At 58.4% G+C, this 17,263-nt stretch carries 15 protein-coding genes; 9 read left to right on the top strand and 6 right to left on the bottom strand.

All coding sequences use genetic code 11. The annotated features are described in order from the left end of the window. Window positions 1-152: 152 nt before the first annotated feature. Window positions 153-1,256 carry a GlxA family transcriptional regulator gene (locus tag VCA57_RS22855; RefSeq protein ID WP_411187953.1) on the bottom strand — a complete coding sequence of 368 codons (1,104 nt, stop codon included), beginning with the start codon at window positions 1,254-1,256 and terminating at the stop codon, window positions 153-155. Window positions 1,257-1,719: 463 nt separating this feature from the next. Beyond that, on the bottom strand, window positions 1,720-3,099 hold the full coding sequence (locus tag VCA57_RS22850) for an L-serine ammonia-lyase (protein WP_411187951.1): 1,380 nt from the start codon (window positions 3,097-3,099) through the stop codon (window positions 1,720-1,722). Between the two features lie 348 nt (window positions 3,100-3,447). Here VCA57_RS22850 and choX point away from each other — a divergent pair, with 348 nt between their 5' ends. The 5 genes from choX (at window position 3,448) to VCA57_RS22825 (ending at window position 9,331) form a co-directional block, all read left to right on the top strand. Then, the gene (choX, locus tag VCA57_RS22845) at window positions 3,448-4,386 is read left to right on the top strand and encodes a choline ABC transporter substrate-binding protein (RefSeq protein WP_411188116.1); all 939 of its coding nucleotides are present in this window, start codon (window positions 3,448-3,450) and stop codon (window positions 4,384-4,386) included. Between the two features lie 803 nt (window positions 4,387-5,189). Beyond that, window positions 5,190-6,395 carry a quaternary amine ABC transporter ATP-binding protein gene (locus tag VCA57_RS22840; protein ID WP_411187949.1) on the top strand — a complete coding sequence of 402 codons (1,206 nt, stop codon included), beginning with the start codon at window positions 5,190-5,192 and terminating at the stop codon, window positions 6,393-6,395. Then, the gene (choW, locus tag VCA57_RS22835) at window positions 6,388-7,269 is read left to right on the top strand and encodes a choline ABC transporter permease subunit (RefSeq protein ID WP_411187947.1); all 882 of its coding nucleotides are present in this window, start codon (window positions 6,388-6,390) and stop codon (window positions 7,267-7,269) included. The genes VCA57_RS22840 and choW overlap by 8 nt, the downstream gene beginning before the upstream one ends. Window positions 7,270-7,299: 30 nt before the next feature. Next, a complete protein-coding gene (locus tag VCA57_RS22830) occupies window positions 7,300-8,244 on the top strand; it encodes a choline ABC transporter substrate-binding protein (protein WP_411187945.1) in 945 nt (314 codons plus the stop codon). 235 nt (window positions 8,245-8,479) lie between these two features. Next, window positions 8,480-9,331 carry a glycine betaine ABC transporter substrate-binding protein gene (locus VCA57_RS22825; protein WP_411187943.1) on the top strand — a complete coding sequence of 284 codons (852 nt, stop codon included), beginning with the start codon at window positions 8,480-8,482 and terminating at the stop codon, window positions 9,329-9,331. Window positions 9,332-9,468: 137 nt separating this feature from the next. On the opposite strand, the gene folK is transcribed toward VCA57_RS22825, so the two are convergent. Next, window positions 9,469-10,008 carry a 2-amino-4-hydroxy-6-hydroxymethyldihydropteridine diphosphokinase gene (gene folK / locus VCA57_RS22820; RefSeq protein WP_411187941.1) on the bottom strand — a complete coding sequence of 180 codons (540 nt, stop codon included), beginning with the start codon at window positions 10,006-10,008 and terminating at the stop codon, window positions 9,469-9,471. Continuing rightward, the gene (gene folB / locus VCA57_RS22815) at window positions 9,999-10,355 is read right to left on the bottom strand and encodes a dihydroneopterin aldolase (protein ID WP_411187939.1); all 357 of its coding nucleotides are present in this window, start codon (window positions 10,353-10,355) and stop codon (window positions 9,999-10,001) included. Before folB ends, folK begins: the two co-directional genes overlap by 10 nt. A 74-nt stretch (window positions 10,356-10,429) precedes the next feature. On the opposite strand from folB, the gene plsY reads away from it, so the two are divergent. Continuing rightward, window positions 10,430-10,999, top strand: coding sequence for a glycerol-3-phosphate 1-O-acyltransferase PlsY (gene plsY, locus VCA57_RS22810; RefSeq protein WP_411187937.1), 570 nt, complete (start codon window positions 10,430-10,432; stop codon window positions 10,997-10,999). Between the two features lie 34 nt (window positions 11,000-11,033). On the opposite strand, the gene tsaD is transcribed toward plsY, so the two are convergent. Further along, window positions 11,034-12,059, bottom strand: coding sequence for a tRNA (adenosine(37)-N6)-threonylcarbamoyltransferase complex transferase subunit TsaD (gene tsaD, locus VCA57_RS22805; RefSeq protein ID WP_411187935.1), 1,026 nt, complete (start codon window positions 12,057-12,059; stop codon window positions 11,034-11,036). A 205-nt stretch (window positions 12,060-12,264) separates the two neighbouring features. Here tsaD and rpsU point away from each other — a divergent pair, with 205 nt between their 5' ends. From rpsU to rpoD, 3 genes are all read left to right on the top strand, one after another. After that, complete coding sequence (gene rpsU, locus VCA57_RS22800) at window positions 12,265-12,480, top strand: 30S ribosomal protein S21 (RefSeq protein WP_003296736.1); 216 nt, start codon at window positions 12,265-12,267, stop codon at window positions 12,478-12,480. Between the two features lie 164 nt (window positions 12,481-12,644). Beyond that, window positions 12,645-14,633: a DNA primase gene (dnaG, locus tag VCA57_RS22795; protein WP_411187933.1), complete on the top strand. Its 1,989-nt coding sequence runs from the start codon at window positions 12,645-12,647 to the stop codon at window positions 14,631-14,633. A gap of 66 nt (window positions 14,634-14,699) precedes the next feature. Beyond that, window positions 14,700-16,544 carry an RNA polymerase sigma factor RpoD gene (gene rpoD / locus VCA57_RS22790; RefSeq protein WP_411187931.1) on the top strand — a complete coding sequence of 615 codons (1,845 nt, stop codon included), beginning with the start codon at window positions 14,700-14,702 and terminating at the stop codon, window positions 16,542-16,544. 145 nt (window positions 16,545-16,689) lie between these two features. On the opposite strand, the gene VCA57_RS22785 is transcribed toward rpoD, so the two are convergent. Continuing rightward, entirely contained in the window at window positions 16,690-17,220 is a 531-nt protein-coding gene (locus tag VCA57_RS22785) for a hypothetical protein (protein WP_411187929.1), read from the bottom strand. Window positions 17,221-17,263: the final 43 nt, after the last annotated feature.

Genomic DNA, 17,263 nt, shown 5'->3' with positions numbered 1-17,263 from the left:
ATCAAGGCCGGTGCGGCGTTTTTGTTTGGGACTACCAATCCCGTGGGAGGGGCTGGGCGGCACTCCGCTTTAGCCGCGACTAGCGATTAACAGATCGCCGCTAAAGCGCCTCCCACGAGGCCATAGCGTCCACACAGGTTATTCAGTGCGGCTTAGAGCCTGACGCTGGCAAAGGTCGATTCGCCCTGTGCACGGGTCAACGCGGCCATGGCCGAGGATGGTGATGGCCGCATCAAGTCTTCAGGCATGGGCAACAACGCCACCACATTGCTGCCTTGCTGACCGGCGCGCTCATCACGCGGCGGGATGCCGAAATACTCGCGGTAGCATTTGGAGAAATGCGGCGTAGAAACAAAGCCGCACACCGAAGCCACTTCAATGATCGACATGCTGGTCTGCTTGAGCAGTTGGCGTGCGCGGATCAAGCGTAGCTTGAGGTAATAGCGCGACGGCGAGCAGTGCAGATACTTCTGGAACAAACGCTCCAGCTGACGCCGCGACACGTCGACATACAGCGCCAACTGGTCGAGATCAATTGGCTCTTCCAGGTTGGCTTCCATCAGCGCGACGATTTCCTGCAGCTTCGGCTGGTTGGTGCCAAGCATATGTTTGAGCGGCACACGTTGGTGATCCTGCTCATTGCGGATGCGCTCGTAGATAAACATCTCGGAAATCGCCGCCGCCAGTTCGCGGCCATGCTCACGGCCAATGACGTGCAGCATCATGTCCATCGGCGCAGTGCCGCCGGAGCTGGTGTGACGATTGCGGTCAATCGAGAACAGGCGAGTGCTGACGCCAGCACGGGGGAAGGCTTCCTGCATGGAGGCCAGACATTCCCAGTGCACACTGCAATCAAAACCGTCGAGTAAACCGGCCTTGGCCAGCGCCCAGCTGCCAGTGCACACCGCGCCCATCTGCGCACCATGGCGGGCCTGGCTTTGCAGCCACTGCACATGCTCACGGGTAACGCTACGTTGAATATCCACACCACCACAAACCACCACCGCATCCAGGCGCGGTGCCGCAGCCAAGCTTGCGTCCGGAGTGATCTGCAGGCCATCGCTGGCGCAGACCGGCAAGCCGCTCTGGCTGAGGGTGTGCCAACGATAGAGCTCTTTGCCGGACAGCTGATTAGCCATACGCAGCGGTTCGACCGCAGACGCCAGAGAAATCAGGGTGAAATTGTCGAGCAGGAGAAAGCCGATGGATTGCGCCGCACGGCTCTGGGGTTGTGCCCCTTGATTGAACTGTGACATCAGATAAACCTCACGCGAAGCTAAGCACGGTAGTGAGCCCCGCTTTAAGGTGGCTCTTTTCTTATGGTTCTGGAACTGCACAACGCCAGATCGACAGACAGCACAACGCAAAGGCCGTGCCTAAATTGATCGGGCGTTCAATAAAAAATAGCCGCACTAACCCAGCGCTAGTCGCACTAGGCGTCGCAGACGCGACAAAAGTGTTCTGGTTACGACCGCAAACACCCGACTGACGGGCGCTTGAGCATTTCGGTAGCACTGCCAGAGAGAGAGGTTGTAACCCCGCTACGCAGGGTAAAAATAGTCCGGTAACGGACCAACGGTCGGCTCGCATTCAGTGCCACTGCAAAGCCTTAATGCCGTTGTTGATCAGCACGCACCACAGTCGAGCACAGCGCTTGCTGCGCACCCATATTGCGCCACTCAGCGCTAGCGCTTCACCGCGCAAAGAGCACGCAAATACTCAGCACTCGACCGCGCTAACTGCCAACCCGCCGCGCGAGGTTTCCTTGTACTTGTCGTGCATATCCGCGCCGGTATCGCGCATGGTGCGGATCACCCGATCCAGCGAGATAAAGTGCTCACCGTCGCCCCGCAGTGCCATTTGCGCGGCATTGATCGCCTTCACGGCGGCAATCGCATTGCGCTCAATGCACGGCACCTGCACCAGCCCGCCAACAGGGTCGCAGGTCAGGCCGAGGTTGTGCTCCAGGCCGATCTCGGCGGCGTTTTCTACCTGCCCAGGCGTGGCACCGAGAATCTCCGCCAAACCCGCCGCTGCCATGGCGCAGGCCGAACCGACCTCACCCTGACAGCCGACTTCGGCACCGGAGATGGAGGCGTTCTTCTTGCACAGAATGCCAATCGCAGCGGCCGCGAGTAGGTAATCCACCACATTGGCCTCGCTGACTGCGGGGCTGAAGCGCACGTAGTAATGCAGCACCGCCGGAATGATCCCCGCCGCACCATTGGTCGGCGCGGTGACCATACGCCCGCCAGCGGCGTTTTCCTCATTCACCGCCAGGGCGAACAGGTTGACCCACTCCATGCCACTCAGGGTGGAGCCGATCACATTGGGTTTGCTCATCTCCTGCAAGCTGCGGTGCAACTTGGCGGCGCGGCGCTTAACGTTGAGCCCACCCGGCAGAATGCCCTCATGTTTGAGGCCTTGCTCGACACAGTCACGCATGGCCTGCCACAGGCGCATCAGCCCGCTACGAATTTCCGCCTCACTGCGCCAAGCCTTCTCGTTGGCCATCATCAGCTCCGACACACGCAAACCATTGCTCTGGCACAGCTGCAACAGCTGCTCGGCGCTGTCGAAGTCGTAAGGCAAGACGGTGTGATCCTGATCCAGCAAACCACTCGCGGCCTGTTCGGCATCCACCACAAAGCCGCCACCGACCGAGTAATAGGTGTTTTCGTGCAGCAGACTGCCATCAGCCGCAAAAGCGCTGAGGGTCATGGCGTTGGGGTGATAAGGCAGATTCTCGTCCAGCAGGAGCATGTCGCGCTGCCAGTTGAAAGCGATACTTGAACGCCTGCCGAGCAGCAGCGTGCCACTATTCAACAGCTCGGCAATATGCGATTCGATGCTGCCGGGGTCGACCTGATCGGGCCACTCGCCCATCAGCCCCATGATCACCGCACGGTCACTGCCATGGCCAACACCGGTGGCCGACAACGAACCGTACAAGCGCACCTGCACCCGCGCGGTTCGTTCCAGTAAACGTCGCTCGCTAAGCGCACCGCTGAATAATGCCGCCGCGCGCATTGGCCCGACGGTATGCGAACTGGACGGGCCGATGCCGATTTTGAACAAGTCAAACACGCTGATAGCCACGACTCTCTCCTGCATGATTGCGCGATGCACAGCATGATCAGGATTTCCGTCTAACAGCGGCGCTCCACACCGACTCACCCATGCCTAAATCCGTCAGCCGCCAAGCCAGGCCGCAAATGGCTAAAACAACATGAATGACTGGGCTATAGCCCGCGTCATGGCCTCAACACGTGGCGCAGCCAATCACGACAACAACGTTCTACTTGCGACTTGCCGCGTAGGCAGCACAGGAAATCTATCGGCATGATCACCTGCCAATGGACCGGCCAGTTGCTGTTTACCCAGCCGTTCCGAGGCCATGGCGCGCCGGCTCCAGGCGCGCCCGCTACCGCAATGGGGGAAGGCTTAATGAAATGGGATAAACGCTGGCTGCTGGCCGTCGCCCTCAGCACACCGCTACTGGCCCAAGCCGCAGAACCGGCCCAATGCGGGCTGATTCGCTTCGCGGATGTCGGCTGGACGGACATCACCGTCACCACCGCCGTCACCCGCCAGGTACTCAGCGAACTGGGTTACCGCACTCAGGTCAAGCGCCTCTCCGTGCCGGACACTTACAAAGCCATGCAGGACGGCAAAATTGATGTGTTCCTCGGCAACTGGATGCCGAGCATGGAGAACGACATCAAACCTTACGCCGCCAACGGCTCGGTCAAAACCCTAGGTGCCAACCTCGAAGGGGCCAAGTACACCCTCGCGGTGAACCAGGCGGCGCATGACGGAGGTGTGAACAACTTCGCCGATCTAGCACGCTTCAGTAAGAAATTTGACGGCAAGGTGTATGGAATCGAGCCTGGCAACGACGGCAATAAGTTAATCCAGCAAATGATCGACCAGAACGCTTTCGGCATGGCTGGCTTCAGCCTGGTGGAATCTAGCGAGAGCGCCATGCTGGCCCAGGTCAAACGCGCCGATCACCTCAAACAGTGGAGCGTATTCCTCGGCTGGGCACCCCACCCGATGAACAACCAATTACAGCTGTATTACCTGGATGGTGGTGATGAGTTCTTCGGCCCCAACTACGGCGGCGCCACGGTGTACACCAACGTGCGCGCTGGCCTGGCGGAAGAATGCCCGAACGTCACCCGGCTGCTGCAAAACCTGCGCTTCAGCCTGGAGATGGAAAACTACCTGATGGGGGCAATTCTCAACCAAAACACCAACCCACGCCGTGAGGCTAAAGCCTGGTTAAAAGCCAATCAGTCGACAGTCGATACCTGGCTGCAAGGCGTAACAAAATTGAACGGTCAAACAATAAAAACCAGCGAAAACCTCGCCGCAGGAAAATAATTTGTCATTTTTTTCGAACAGCGCGCAGCCCCCAGCTCATCGCGCCTGCGGCCATTTGAAAAGCTGCAAACCACGGCCGGCGCGGCTTGCAGCCTTGGCATCAGAGGTAAAAAGTCTGTTATGGTTTTTTAGCTCAAGGGCATGTCGTGGCGTAACACGTCAGGGTCGCAAACCGACAATTGCGCCAACCCGAAGGCTATATCGTTGAGTCAGCCGAATTCGTCGCTGTCAGATTCCGGCAAGTTGTTGAAACGTAGCGAGCGAAGGTTAGGCAAGGCGGAATCAGCCGAAAAAGCGGAGTGTACGAGTTGTACATGAGCATTTTGAGACTGAGTCCAACGCCGCATAACCGAGCGCAGTAGTTTCAGCAGCTTGCATCAGGGTCGACAGACCGGGAGCCCATAGCCCCGGACCGAAGCATAGATAAGCGCTGGCTCATCACTTATGGGTGCCAGCCCAACAAGAAATTTCGGATGTACGCGCACCTCGGAATGAGGTGTGTAAAACCCAAGGATGGGACTTCGTAACACTGCCAGAGGGTTTGGAACGCGGTTTGCAGCACGGCACAGCAAGGTTTATTCGACAACACATCCCCGTAACGCCCATTGCTCACAAGGCAACTGGAGCGTCGCAGTGGTTGTGCCCGAATCTCCGAAGGTGTTGCGCAGCAAGGCACGGCCCCGACCCCGGAACCCAGTAAACCCACACAGGCAAGAACAGTCGGCATCACCGTAGATACGCCAGCTGGCGTAGACGCGGTTCCGCAGCACTGATCTGGATGTCTACTGAAGGGGAATCATCCCATGCAGTCTGGAAAAATCGTCGTCGAAAACCTCTACAAGGTGTTCGGCGCAGAACCACAAGAAGCCATTGACCTGCTCAAGCAGGGCTGGAGCAAGGAACGAGTCCTTGCAGAAAAAGGTGCCGTAATTGGCGTCAGTGACGTGTCGTTCAGCGTCGAGGAAGGTGAAATCTTCGTGCTGATGGGCCTCTCCGGCTCCGGCAAGTCGACCCTGATCCGCCTGATCAACCGCCTGGTTGAACCCAGTGCTGGTAACGTCTATATCGACGGACAAAACGTCGCCAAGATGCCCAAGGCAGAGCTCATCGACTTACGCCGTCGCGATATGAGCATGGTCTTCCAGTCCTTTGCGCTGATGCCATCGCGCAGCGTACTGGACAACGCCGCCTTCGGTCTCGAAGTTGCCGGCAAGAGCAAGAAGGTGCGCGAAGAGCGCGCCATGCAGGTACTCAAACAAGTCGGCCTGGACACCTTTGCGCACAAGCTGCCGCATGAACTGTCCGGCGGCATGCAGCAGCGCGTTGGCCTGGCCCGCGCGCTGGCGGTCGACCCATCCATGATCATCATGGACGAGGCCTTCTCCGCCCTCGACCCGCTCAAGCGCCGCGAGATGCAGGACGTGTTGCTAGAGCTGCAAAAGACCGACCGCCGCACCATCATTTTCGTCTCCCACGACATCGAAGAAGCCATGCGTATCGGCACCCGCATCGGCATCATGGAGGGCGGCAAACTGGTACAGGTTGGTACGCCACAAGAGCTGGTCGACAACCCCGCCAACGATTACGTGCGTAACTTCTTCAACACCGTCGACACCAACCGCTACCTCACTGCCGGCCAACTAATGGCCGACAGCGTGCCGCTCTACGTGCACAACGGCAAAGCCCCAGATGCACAAACGGTCTGCCAGGAACTGCAGGCGCTGGACAAGCACTACGCCTTTGTCGTCGATGAGCAGAACAACTTCCAAGGCTCCATCAGCCTAGAAAAGATCGCCCTACTGGTCGAAGGCGGCAACAGCTGCGGCCTGGACGGCGACGTGCTGAAGCAGATCTGTCCGATTTCCGAAGACACCCCGCTGGATCAAGTCATCGGCCGCCTGGTGGACAACGAAGGTCCAATCCCGGTAATCGACGAACACGGCCACTACAGCGGAGCCATCAGCAAGGGCCGCCTGCTGACGCGTCTACAGGGAGAGTCCCATGAGTGAGAAAAAACTCGACCTGGGTAGCTGGGTCAATGACATCGTGCAGCACCTGCTGGACAACTACAGCAACGGTTTCGACAGTATTGGTGCCGTGGTTAATGGCTTCTCCGAGGGCATCGAATGGGTGCTGATGCTGCCGCCTGCTTGGCTGCTGATTGCCATCTTCGTCGGCCTTGGCCTCTGGCGCATCGGTTACAAATTCGCCATTTTCACTGCCGTGGCCTTCGTATTGATCGTGCTCACCGGCTTCTGGGAACAGACCGTGGTCACCCTCGGCCTGACCTTCTCCGCCACGCTGATTAGCCTGATCCTGGGAATACCGCTGGGCATTTGGGCGGCGCGCCGTGAACGCGTGGCGACCATCATCCGGCCGATTCTCGACTTTATGCAGACCATGCCGGCCTTCGTCTACTTGATTCCGGCGGCCATGCTCTTTGGCCTCGGCCGCGTGCCGGGGATCATCGCCACAGTGATCTTCGCCATGCCACCTGCGGTGCGCCTGACCAACCTGGGCATCCGCCAGGTCAACAAGGAGATCATCGAAGCTGGACAATCCTTCGGTTGCACCCCGCGTCAGCTACTGTTCAAGGTCCAACTGCCTAACGCTATGCCGTCAATCATGGCCGGGGTTAACCAGACCATCATGATGGCCCTGTCGATGGTGATCATCGCCTCGATGGTTGGCGCAGGCGGCCTGGGTAACGACGTACTGGCGAGTATCCAGCGCCTGGACATCGGCCTGGGTTTTGAAAGCGGCATGGCCGTGGTGCTCCTGGCGATCATTCTCGACCGCATCACCGAAAGCTTCGGCACCCCGCAAGTAGCCAAGAGCAACAGTCTATTCAGCTGGGTCAACAGCAAGCTTCAACGCCAGTAATCTAAATTTAACCATCACAGGGAATCGCAGATGAAGACGATTAAACAGCTCGCAGGCATTGGCCTGCTGTCCGCCGCCATGCTGCAGAGCGCTTGGGCGCAAGAGCCGGAAAGCTGCAAGATGGTGCGCTTCGCCGAGATCGGTTGGGCCGACATCGCCGCCACCACCGGCGTGGCCATGACCCTAAGCGAAGGCCTTGGCTACCAGACGCGCAAAATCATGGCCTCGGTGCCGATTGCCTTTACCGGCGTGCAGAAGGGTCAGATCGACGTATTCCTCGGTTACTGGGCACCGTCGATGGATGCGGTAATCGAACCCTTCACCAAGGATGGCGGCGTTAAAGTGCTGCCCAAGCCTAATCTCGAAGGGGCCAAGTACACCCTCGCCGTACCGACCTACGCCGCTGAAGCCGGGCTGAAAAGCTTTGCCGACATTGCCAAATTCAAAGACCAGCTGCATGGCAAGATCTTCGCCATCGAGCCAGGTAACGACGGCAACCTGCTGATCGAAGGCATGATCAAAGGCAACCAGTTCGGCCTTGGCGACTTCAAAATGGTCGAATCAAGCGAAGCCGGCATGCTGGTACAGCTGCAACGCGCTGTAAGGAAGAAAGAGCCAGCGGTATTCCTTGGCTGGGCACCGCACCCAATGAACACCCAGTTCGACATCACCTACCTGGAAGGTGGCGATGACGTCTTTGGCCCGGACTTCGGCGCAGCCAAGGTCTACACCGTAGTACCGCCTGATTACGAAGCACGCTGCGCCAACGTCGGCAAAATGCTGAACAACCTGCAGTTCAGCGTCGCGATCGAAAGCCAACTGATGGAAAAGGTTCTGGAAAAACAGGACCCGACCGACGTTGCCAAAGACTGGATCAAAGCCAACCCGGCGATCCTCGATCAGTGGCTGGCCGGCGTGACCACCTATGACGGCCAGGACGGTGTTGCTGCAATGAAAAAATACTTGGGCCTTTAAGCCCTACCCGTTTCAGCCCCGCCACACCGGCGGGGCTGAACGCCTCTCCTCATAACACACCCGGCCGCTTGGCCGCGCCAAGGGAGAGGCATTAGCCGCGAACCGACGATCAACAGCGCCTGTCGGTCATCGCAAAGGTTGTTACCCGCGTAGATACACGGAGACAACAGTTAGGCCCGCAATCAGAACGAGCCCGCACTACACCTGAACTGCCACTCAACTGACGGAGCATCTAATGCGCACATTGAAAACCCTCTGCCTCGGCGTTGCCGCCCTGGCGCTCGGTATGAGCACAGCCATGGCGGCTGACAAACCAACCCTGAAGATCGGTTACGTAAACGGCTGGGACGACAGCGTCGCGGCCTCCTTTGTTGCCGGTGAAGTACTGCAAAGCAAGCTCGGCTACAGCGTCGAACTGAAGCCCGTTGAACCCGCCATCATGTGGCAAGGCGTAGCCCGTGGTGACCTCGACGCCACCCTCTCTGCCTGGCTGCCAGCGACCCACGGCGAGTACTTTGAAAAGCTTAAAGACAAAGTCGAAGTGCTCGGCACCAACTACGCCGGCGCAAAAATCGGCCTGATCGTGCCTGACTACGTGCAAGCCAAAAGCATCGCTGACCTGCAAACCTACGCCAAGGATTTTGACGGCAAAATCACCGGTATCGACGCCGGTGCAGGCGTAATGCGCCGCGCCGAAGAAGCCATCACCAAGTACGACCTGAGCGACATCAAACTGATGCCAAGCTCCGGCCCGGCCATGGCTACCGCCCTGACCCGCGCTGAAAAATCGCAGAAGCCGATTGTTGTCACCGGCTGGATCCCACACTGGATGTTCGCCAAGTGGAAACTGCGTTTCCTCGAAGACCCGAAAAAAGTCTTCGGCGATGACGAGCATGTCGACACCGTGGCCAACCCAAGCATCAACAGCAAAGCCCCAGAAGCCGCAGCTTTCCTGAAGAAATTCTCCTGGAGTGGTGAAGAAGTCGGTGCCGTTATGCTCGCCATCCGCGAAGGCGCTAAGCCAGAAGAGGCCGCCAAAGACTGGGTCAGCAAAAACCCAGAGCGCGTCGCCGAGTGGCTTAAATAAGCCAAAGCGTCACCTCTATATAGAAGCGGGCTACAGGCCCGCTTCTTTGTGGGCGCAAATCAAGGACGAGTATTCGGGAATGGCTGGCAAGGGCGCAGAGTCGCCCGCACCTGAGGTCGACCCGAGTCAGGCAAACTTCACGCAGAAGCCGGATGCGCCTGAATCAACGCCAACGGCGTCAGCGACTGATCGCGCCAACTGAACGCCACAGGCCATAGCTGCTGCTCAATCTGCGCCGCCTGCCATAGCTCGGCAAAGCTGCGCTGCTGCGCGGGATGCAGCGCATCCGGCACCAACAAGGACAGCGGCCACAGGACAAAGGCATTTTTCAGAATTTCTGCACGCGGCAAAATCAGGCCGTCGAAGTTGCCGACCAGATCGCCATACAGCAGCACATCGATATCCAACGGCAGACCGATGCGCTCCGGCGCATAACGACCGTTATCGGCCTCGATAAACTTCAGTCGACGGTCTAACTCACCCAGAGGTAACTCGCTGTAGCCGGCCACCACCAGATTGAAAAATGCTCCGCTCTTGATGCCGACCGCCTGGCTCTCGAATACCGGCGAACAACGCATCTCACTGAGCAGGCCAGCAAGGGCATCCAGGCCGGCACGCAGGTGCGCTTCACGGCCAATATTGCTGCCCAACCCTAACAACACTGGCGTTAGAGACATCCGCGCTCGATCTCCACACCAACCCCACCGCTGGCCGCCGGCACAGCGCCAGGCTTGGTCAGTTTGAGCCGTACCCAGGGAATCTGAAACTCACTCATCAGCAGTTGTGCCAGGCGCTCAGCGAAGGTTTCCACCAGGATGAACTGCGCCTCGCTGGCAAATGCCTGAATGCGCTGTGATACACGGGCATAATCCAGCGCCTTGTCCAGCTCATCAGCGGCCGCAGCGGGGCGGTTATCCCAGCCCAGATACAGATCAAGACGCAAACACTGACGAATGGTGCGTTCCCAGTCGTAGGCCCCAATCACCGTGTCGACTTCCAGGCCCTCGATAAAAACTATGTCCAAGCACGCTCTCCGTGGCACGACAAGGCTGTCGCACCTAGTTAGAATCAGGGCTCATTGGCCCCGGAATGGCTACCATGTTTTGGTTGTTGGCGATCCTCGCCTACCTGCTCGGTTCATTGTCCTTCGCTATTCTGCTCAGCCGCTTAACCGGCGGACCAGACCCGCGCGCCAGCGGCTCGGGTAATCCCGGTGCCACCAACATGCTCAGACTGGCAGGCAAACGCCTGGCCATCCTGACGCTTATCGGCGACCTGTTCAAAGGCCTGTTGCCGGTACTACTGGCGAAACTGGCTCAGTTCAGCCTGCAAGAACAAGCCTGGGTCGGCCTGGCAGCCGTTATCGGCCACCTGTACCCGCTGTATTTCAAATTCCGTGGTGGTAAAGGCGTTGCAACGGCGGCCGGTATGCTCCTCGGCCTGTACCCACCAGCCGCCTTGCTGGCCGTCGCTGCGTGGTTGCTGACCTTCACCCTGACCCGCACCAGCTCGCTAGCCGCCTTGATTGCCACGCCCCTGACTCTACCTCTATTGGCCTGGCAACAACCCGCCGCGCTGATGCCCGTTTGCGTTCTGACCGGGCTTATCGTTTGGCGCCATCGCGGCAATTTACGCGATCTGTTCGCCGGTAGTGAACGGCATTTCTAAATCAGTAACATGAACCTGGCTGATTACGCAGCGCTTACAGCGCTGGCAATTGCTCCATCGGCCAGCGCGCCTGCACCTTGATCGACAAATCTTCATGCTGCCCAACCAGCAAACGCTGGCAACCGGCATAGGCAATCATTGCACCGTTGTCGGTACAGAACGCCGGACGCGCATAGAACACCGCACCATTCAACTCGCCGAGCATTTTTTCCAGCGACTCGCGCAACGCGCGGTTGGCGCTCACACCACCGGCGATGACCAGGTTATTCAACCCAGTTTGCTTGAGGGCACGTTTGCACTTAATGGTGAGGGTGTCGACTACCGCCTGCTGGAACGCCAGAGCGATGTCGCAACGGGTCTGCTCGGAATTGTCACCCGCCGCCTGACATTGCTGCCAAGTGTTCAGGGTAAAGGTCTTCAGCCCACTGAAGCTGAACTCCAGGCCAGGGCGATCCGTCATCGGCCTCGGAAACTTGAAGCGACCAGGGGTACCACTCAGGGCCAACTTGGCAATCTCCGGCCCGCCTGGATACTGCAGCCCCATCAGTTTGGCCGTCTTGTCGAATGCCTCGCCAGCGGCATCATCCAGAGACTCGCCGAGCAACTGATATTGGCCAATGCCATCGACGCGAACCAACTGGGTATGCCCACCCGACACCAACAATGCGACGAACGGAAAAGCCGGCGGTTTTTCCTCCAGCATCGGCGCGAGTAAGTGACCTTCCATGTGATGCACACCCAGTGCTGGAACCCCCCAAGCAAACGCCAGCGCCTGCGCACAAGAGGCACCCACCAGCAACGCACCAACCAGACCGGGACCTGCGGTATAGGCAATAGCATCGATATCCGATTTGCTCTTGCCAGCCTCTTCAAGCACCTGACGAATCAGCGGCAGCATGCGCTTGACGTGATCGCGCGACGCCAACTCAGGCACCACACCGCCATAAACACGATGCAAATCAATCTGACTAAACAGCGCATCAGCCAGCAAACCGCGCTCACTGTCGTAAAGTGCGACACCGGTTTCGTCGCAAGAGGTTTCCAATCCCAGAACCAGCATGGGCAGTGCCTTGTAGTAGTGTGTGCAACTTCGAAGGCGCGCATGATAATGGCCGCTGACGCGAGCCGGCCAGCGCTTTTCGATCAGAGGCTTTGCATTCGCGTCAATGAGGAGGTAACATCCGCAACCCTTAAAAACCTACGTTCTCCAGCGCCATCTGCCAGGAGGAACGTTAACCCCCGGTAATAAAGAAGGTACGCCCTGGATGCCAGCCGTCAAAGTTAAAGAGAACGAACCCTTCGACGTCGCTCTGCGTCGTTTCAAGCGCTCCTGTGAAAAAGCCGGTGTTCTGGCTGAAGTTCGCAGCCGTGAATTCTACGAAAAGCCGACTTCCGAGCGTAAGCGTAAAGCAGCAGCCGCTGTTAAGCGTCACGCCAAGAAAGTGCAGCGCGAACAGCGCCGCAGCGTTCGCCTGTACTAATCGCCGCGGCTTTCGCCAGCACGATTAGCTACAAGCAGCGCCTGATACCCGGCCACGGCCGGGTTTCGCTTTTAGACTCCGCGCCACCCCCGGGTGACGACGGAGTCTTTTAGTTTTTGCCCATAGCTGTTTTGCCAAAGGGCATAACAGTATTCTGAGCGCCTATGGCCGGCCTAATTCCACAGTCTTTTATCGATGACTTGCTCAACCGCACCGACATCGTCGACGTGGTGGCCTCGCGCATCCAGTTAAAAAAAGCCGGGAAAAACTACACTGCCTGCTGCCCTTTCCACAAAGAGAAAACCCCCTCTTTCAGCGTTAGCCCAGACAAACAGTTCTACTACTGCTTTGGCTGCGGGGCCGGCGGTAACGCCCTCGGCTTTGTCATGGACCACGATCAACTGGATTTCCCCCAGGCAATCGAGGACCTGGCCAAGCGCGCCGGCATGGAAGTGCCCCGCGAGGAAGGCAGCCGCAACAACAAGCCGCGCCAACCTACAGACTCACCGCTCTACCCACTGCTTACCGCCGCCGCCGAATTCTACAAGCAGGCACTGAAAGGCCACCCGCAACGCAAAGCCGCGATTGACTACCTGAAAGGCCGCGGCCTGTCCGGCGAGATCGCCCGCGACTTCGGCATGGGCTTCGCCCCACCCGGCTGGGACAACCTGCTTAAGCAGCTTGGTGGCGACGCCCTGCAGCAGAAGGCGATGATTGATGCCGGCCTACTGATCGAAAACGCCGAAACCAAGCGCACTTACGACCGCTTTCGCGACCGCATCATGTTCCCCATCCGCGACAGCCGCGGCCGGGTGATCGCCTTCGGCGGCCGCGTGCTGGGCGACGAAAAGCCCAAATACCTAAACTCCCCGGAAACACCGGTGTTTCACAAGGGCCAGGAACTGTACGGGCTGTTCGAGGCACGCAAACACAATCGCGACCTCGACGAGATCATGGTGGTCGAAGGCTATATGGACGTCATCGCCCTCGCCCAACAAGGCCTGCGCAACGCCGTCGCCACCCTCGGCACTGCCACCAGCGAAGAACACCTCAAGCGCCTGTTTCGCGTCGTACCGAGCGTATTGTTCTGCTTCGATGGTGATGCCGCCGGTCGTAACGCCGCCTGGCGCGCCCTAGAAGCCACCCTGCCGAGCTTGCAAGACGGCCGCCGCGCGCGCTTTTTGTTCCTGCCCGACGGCGAAGACCCAGACACCCTAGTCCGCAGCGAAGGCACCGACGCTTTCCGCGCACGTATCAATCAGCATGCCCAGCCACTGGCCGACTACTTCTTCCAACAACTCAGCGAAGAAGCCGACCCACGCTCCCTGGAAGGCAAAGCGCACCTGATGACCCTGGCCGCACCGCTGATCGACAAGATTCCCGGCAACAACCTGCGCACCCTGATGCGTCAACGCCTGAGCGAGATTACCGGCCTGTCCGGCGAAGCCTTGCAGCCGACGCCCCAGCCCGCACACAGCAACCAGCCCAATCACAACACCCCACCGCCCAGCGACTACCCGGATTACCCAGACATCCCCGACAGCGCCTATTACGATGTCGAACCCAGTCGCAACGAATACGAAAACCCCAGCCCCGCACCAGCATTCGAGCGCAATAACGGCAAGAGCAAAGGCAACTGGAAAAAAGACGGCGGCGGGAAACAGTGGAACAAAAAAGGCCAGAATGACTTCGCGCCACGCGCACCACGCACCGCAATCAGTGTTGAATCACCGCACCTGAGCGCCCTGCGGACCCTACTGCACCACCCACAGCTGGCGCAGAAAGTCGAAGATGTTAGCCACTTCGCCGCCGAAGACGACACCTACGCGCAACTACTGGTCGCACTGCTTGGCGCCCTGCAAAAAGCGCCCAACCTGCGCTCACTGCAACTGATTGCGCGCTGGCACGGCACCGAGCAAGGCCGCCTACTACGCGCCTTAGCAGAAAAGGAATGGTTAATTTCAGCCGATAACCTTGAACAACAGTTTTTCGACACTATAACTAGCCTTGTCGCCCGCCAACGCGAGCGCAGCTTGGAACATTTGCTGCGCAAAGCCCGTCAAAGTGAGCTAAGCGCAGAAGAGAAAGATCAGCTGCGTGACTTGCTTAGCCGTAATGCATCACCAGTATTCCCGAGCCCAACTGGCGCTTAGGGCAGTTACTCGGGTATAATCCGCGGCTTGTTTTTGCCCGCCAAGACCTTCAGTGGATAGGGTGTTATGTCCGTAAAAGCGCAACAGCAGTCTCGTATCAAAGAGTTGATCACCCTGGGTCGTGAGCAGAAGTATCTGACTTACGCAGAGGTCAACGACCACCTGCCGGAAGATATTTCTGATCCGGAACAGGTGGAAGACATCATCCGCATGATCAACGACATGGGGATCCCCGTACACGAGAGTGCTCCGGATGCGGACGCCCTTATGTTGGCCGACGCCGATACCGACGAGGCAGCAGCTGAAGAAGCTGCTGCGGCGCTGGCAGCGGTTGAGACCGATATCGGCCGCACAACGGACCCCGTGCGCATGTATATGCGTGAAATGGGTACCGTGGAATTGCTGACCCGCGAAGGCGAGATCGAAATCGCCAAACGCATCGAAGAAGGCATCCGTGAGGTAATGGGCGCTATCGCCCATTTCCCGGGCACTGTCGACAGCATTCTTGCCGAGTACACTCGTGTCACAACCGAAGGCGGTCGCCTGGTCGAAGTCCTCAATGGCTATATCGACCCGGACGACGGCATCGTTCCAGCCGAAGCAGCTGCGCCTGTTCCTGCCAAAGACGGCGACGCCGCCGATGACAGTGACGACGACGCTGATGACAGCGACGACGAAGAGGAAGAAGAAGGCGACGGCGGTCCGGACCCTGAAGAGGCCCTGCGCCGCTTCACCGCGATCAGCGAAGCTCTGGATCTCGCCAAGAAAGCCCTGAAAAAGCACGGCCGCTCCAGTAAGCAAGGCATTGCTGCGCTGAAAGAAATGGCTGAGCTGTTCATGCCGATCAAGCTGGTGCCTAAGCAGTACGAAGCATTAGTCGTGCATGTACGCGGTGCTCTGGAGCGCCTACGTGCTCAAGAACGCGCCATCATGCAGCTTTGCGTTCGTGATGCGCGCATGCCGCGTGCCGACTTCCTGCGCCTGTTCCCAGGCAATGAAGTCGACGCTGACTGGGCTGCTGGCCTAGCCAAAGGTAAAGCCAAGTACGCAGAAGCCATTGGTAACTTGCAAGGCGACATTCAGCGCTGCCAGCAAAAGCTGTCCGCCTTGGAGGCCGAGTGCGATCTGACTCTGGCCGAGATCAAAGACATCAACCGCCGCATGTCGATCGGTGAGGCCAAGGCCCGCCGCGCGAAGAAAGAGATGGTTGAAGCGAACTTGCGCCTGGTGATCTCGATCGCCAAGAAGTACACCAACCGTGGCCTGCAGTTCCTCGATCTGATCCAGGAAGGCAACATCGGCTTGATGAAAGCGGTAGACAAGTTCGAATACCGTCGCGGCTACAAATTCTCGACTTATGCCACCTGGTGGATCCGTCAGGCGATCACTCGCTCGATCGCCGACCAGGCCCGCACCATCCGTATTCCGGTGCACATGATCGAGACGATCAACAAGCTCAACCGTATTTCCCGGCAGATGTTGCAGGAAATGGGTCGCGAACCGACCCCGGAAGAGCTGGGCGAACGCATGGAAATGCCTGAGGACAAAATCCGCAAGGTATTGAAGATCGCTAAAGAGCCGATCTCCATGGAAACCCCAATCGGTGATGACGAAGACTCCCATCTGGGCGACTTCATCGAAGACTCGACTATGCAGTCGCCAATCGATGTCGCCACCGTTGAGAGCCTGAAAGAAGCAACTCGCGAAGTACTCTCTGGCCTCACTGCCCGTGAAGCCAAGGTACTGCGCATGCGCTTCGGCATCGACATGAATACCGACCACACCCTTGAGGAAGTCGGTAAGCAGTTCGACGTTACCCGCGAGCGGATTCGCCAGATCGAAGCCAAGGCGCTACGCAAGCTGCGCCACCCGACGCGAAGCGAGCACCTGCGCTCGTTCCTCGACGAGTAATACCAGCCTTAAGTACGGCTGAGTGCGGCTCGCTTAAGCACTTCAGCTTTACCGGCTCATAAAAAATCCGATACCAGCGCTCTGGTATCGGATTTTTTATTGGGCAAACCCAACGCTCCGCCAAGGCCGCCAGACGAGTAGCCAATCAGCCTTTTTGCATATTACGAATGAGAAAGCTCATGGCCTTGGCCAACTCGGCAGCCCCCTTGTGATCACGCACGATGGTCAGTAGCGGGCTACCATCACTTGGATTACGCAACACGCAACTGATGCCGCTGCTCGGGCACTCATAGCGCACGAACGGGTCGACCCCGAACACAGGGACGCGCTGATTGCGCACAGCAATATCGGTACCCTGTTGACCGCGAGTCTCTTCACGCAGCAATAGCTCTCCGACACGCCCCTGACTTAGCTGATACAACAAGTCCTGTCGCCGGGCTTGCCCAACCTGATAGGCCGCGCGCAAGGCATATGTTTTCAGCAGATCATTGCAGTGCGCCAGCAATGCCTGACGCTCATCTTGAGTCAGATAAAGGCGCTTGAGCTCAAGCAAATAATTGCCCTGTTCAGCGCTGCTCAAGCGACTTTCAGGCTCGGCAGCAAGTAGCGGCGTAGTGACAACACCGCCACTCAACAACACTGCGAATATTAGTTCTCTTGTCAGTCGCAATTGCATGATGCACCCTTACCGACGGAATAAGTGATGTAGGTAGATTGCC

The sequence above is a fragment of the Pseudomonas sp. genome (genome assembly GCF_046581935.1).
Lineage (GTDB): Bacteria > Pseudomonadota > Gammaproteobacteria > Pseudomonadales > Pseudomonadaceae > Aquipseudomonas.
Note: the sequence above shows the minus strand (reverse complement) of the source record. Positions and strands in the feature narration are given on the sequence as shown.

What these genes read in the sequence shown, in the direction of transcription:
- VCA57_RS22855 (WP_411187953.1), bottom strand. Translation starts at nt 1,256, where the DNA reads ATGTCACAGTTCAATCAAGGGGCACAACCCCAGAGCCGTGCGGCGCAA.
- choX (WP_411188116.1), top strand. Translation starts at nt 3,448, where the DNA reads ATGAAATGGGATAAACGCTGGCTGCTGGCCGTCGCCCTCAGCACACCG.
- VCA57_RS22840 (WP_411187949.1), top strand. Translation starts at nt 5,190, where the DNA reads ATGCAGTCTGGAAAAATCGTCGTCGAAAACCTCTACAAGGTGTTCGGC.
- choW (WP_411187947.1), top strand. Translation starts at nt 6,388, where the DNA reads ATGAGTGAGAAAAAACTCGACCTGGGTAGCTGGGTCAATGACATCGTG.
- VCA57_RS22830 (WP_411187945.1), top strand. Translation starts at nt 7,300, where the DNA reads ATGAAGACGATTAAACAGCTCGCAGGCATTGGCCTGCTGTCCGCCGCC.
- VCA57_RS22825 (WP_411187943.1), top strand. Translation starts at nt 8,480, where the DNA reads ATGCGCACATTGAAAACCCTCTGCCTCGGCGTTGCCGCCCTGGCGCTC.
- folK (WP_411187941.1), bottom strand. Translation starts at nt 10,008, where the DNA reads ATGTCTCTAACGCCAGTGTTGTTAGGGTTGGGCAGCAATATTGGCCGT.
- plsY (WP_411187937.1), top strand. Translation starts at nt 10,430, where the DNA reads ATGTTTTGGTTGTTGGCGATCCTCGCCTACCTGCTCGGTTCATTGTCC.
- tsaD (WP_411187935.1), bottom strand. Translation starts at nt 12,059, where the DNA reads ATGCTGGTTCTGGGATTGGAAACCTCTTGCGACGAAACCGGTGTCGCA.
- rpsU (WP_003296736.1), top strand. Translation starts at nt 12,265, where the DNA reads ATGCCAGCCGTCAAAGTTAAAGAGAACGAACCCTTCGACGTCGCTCTG.
- dnaG (WP_411187933.1), top strand. Translation starts at nt 12,645, where the DNA reads ATGGCCGGCCTAATTCCACAGTCTTTTATCGATGACTTGCTCAACCGC.
- rpoD (WP_411187931.1), top strand. Translation starts at nt 14,700, where the DNA reads ATGTCCGTAAAAGCGCAACAGCAGTCTCGTATCAAAGAGTTGATCACC.
- VCA57_RS22785 (WP_411187929.1), bottom strand. Translation starts at nt 17,220, where the DNA reads ATGCAATTGCGACTGACAAGAGAACTAATATTCGCAGTGTTGTTGAGT.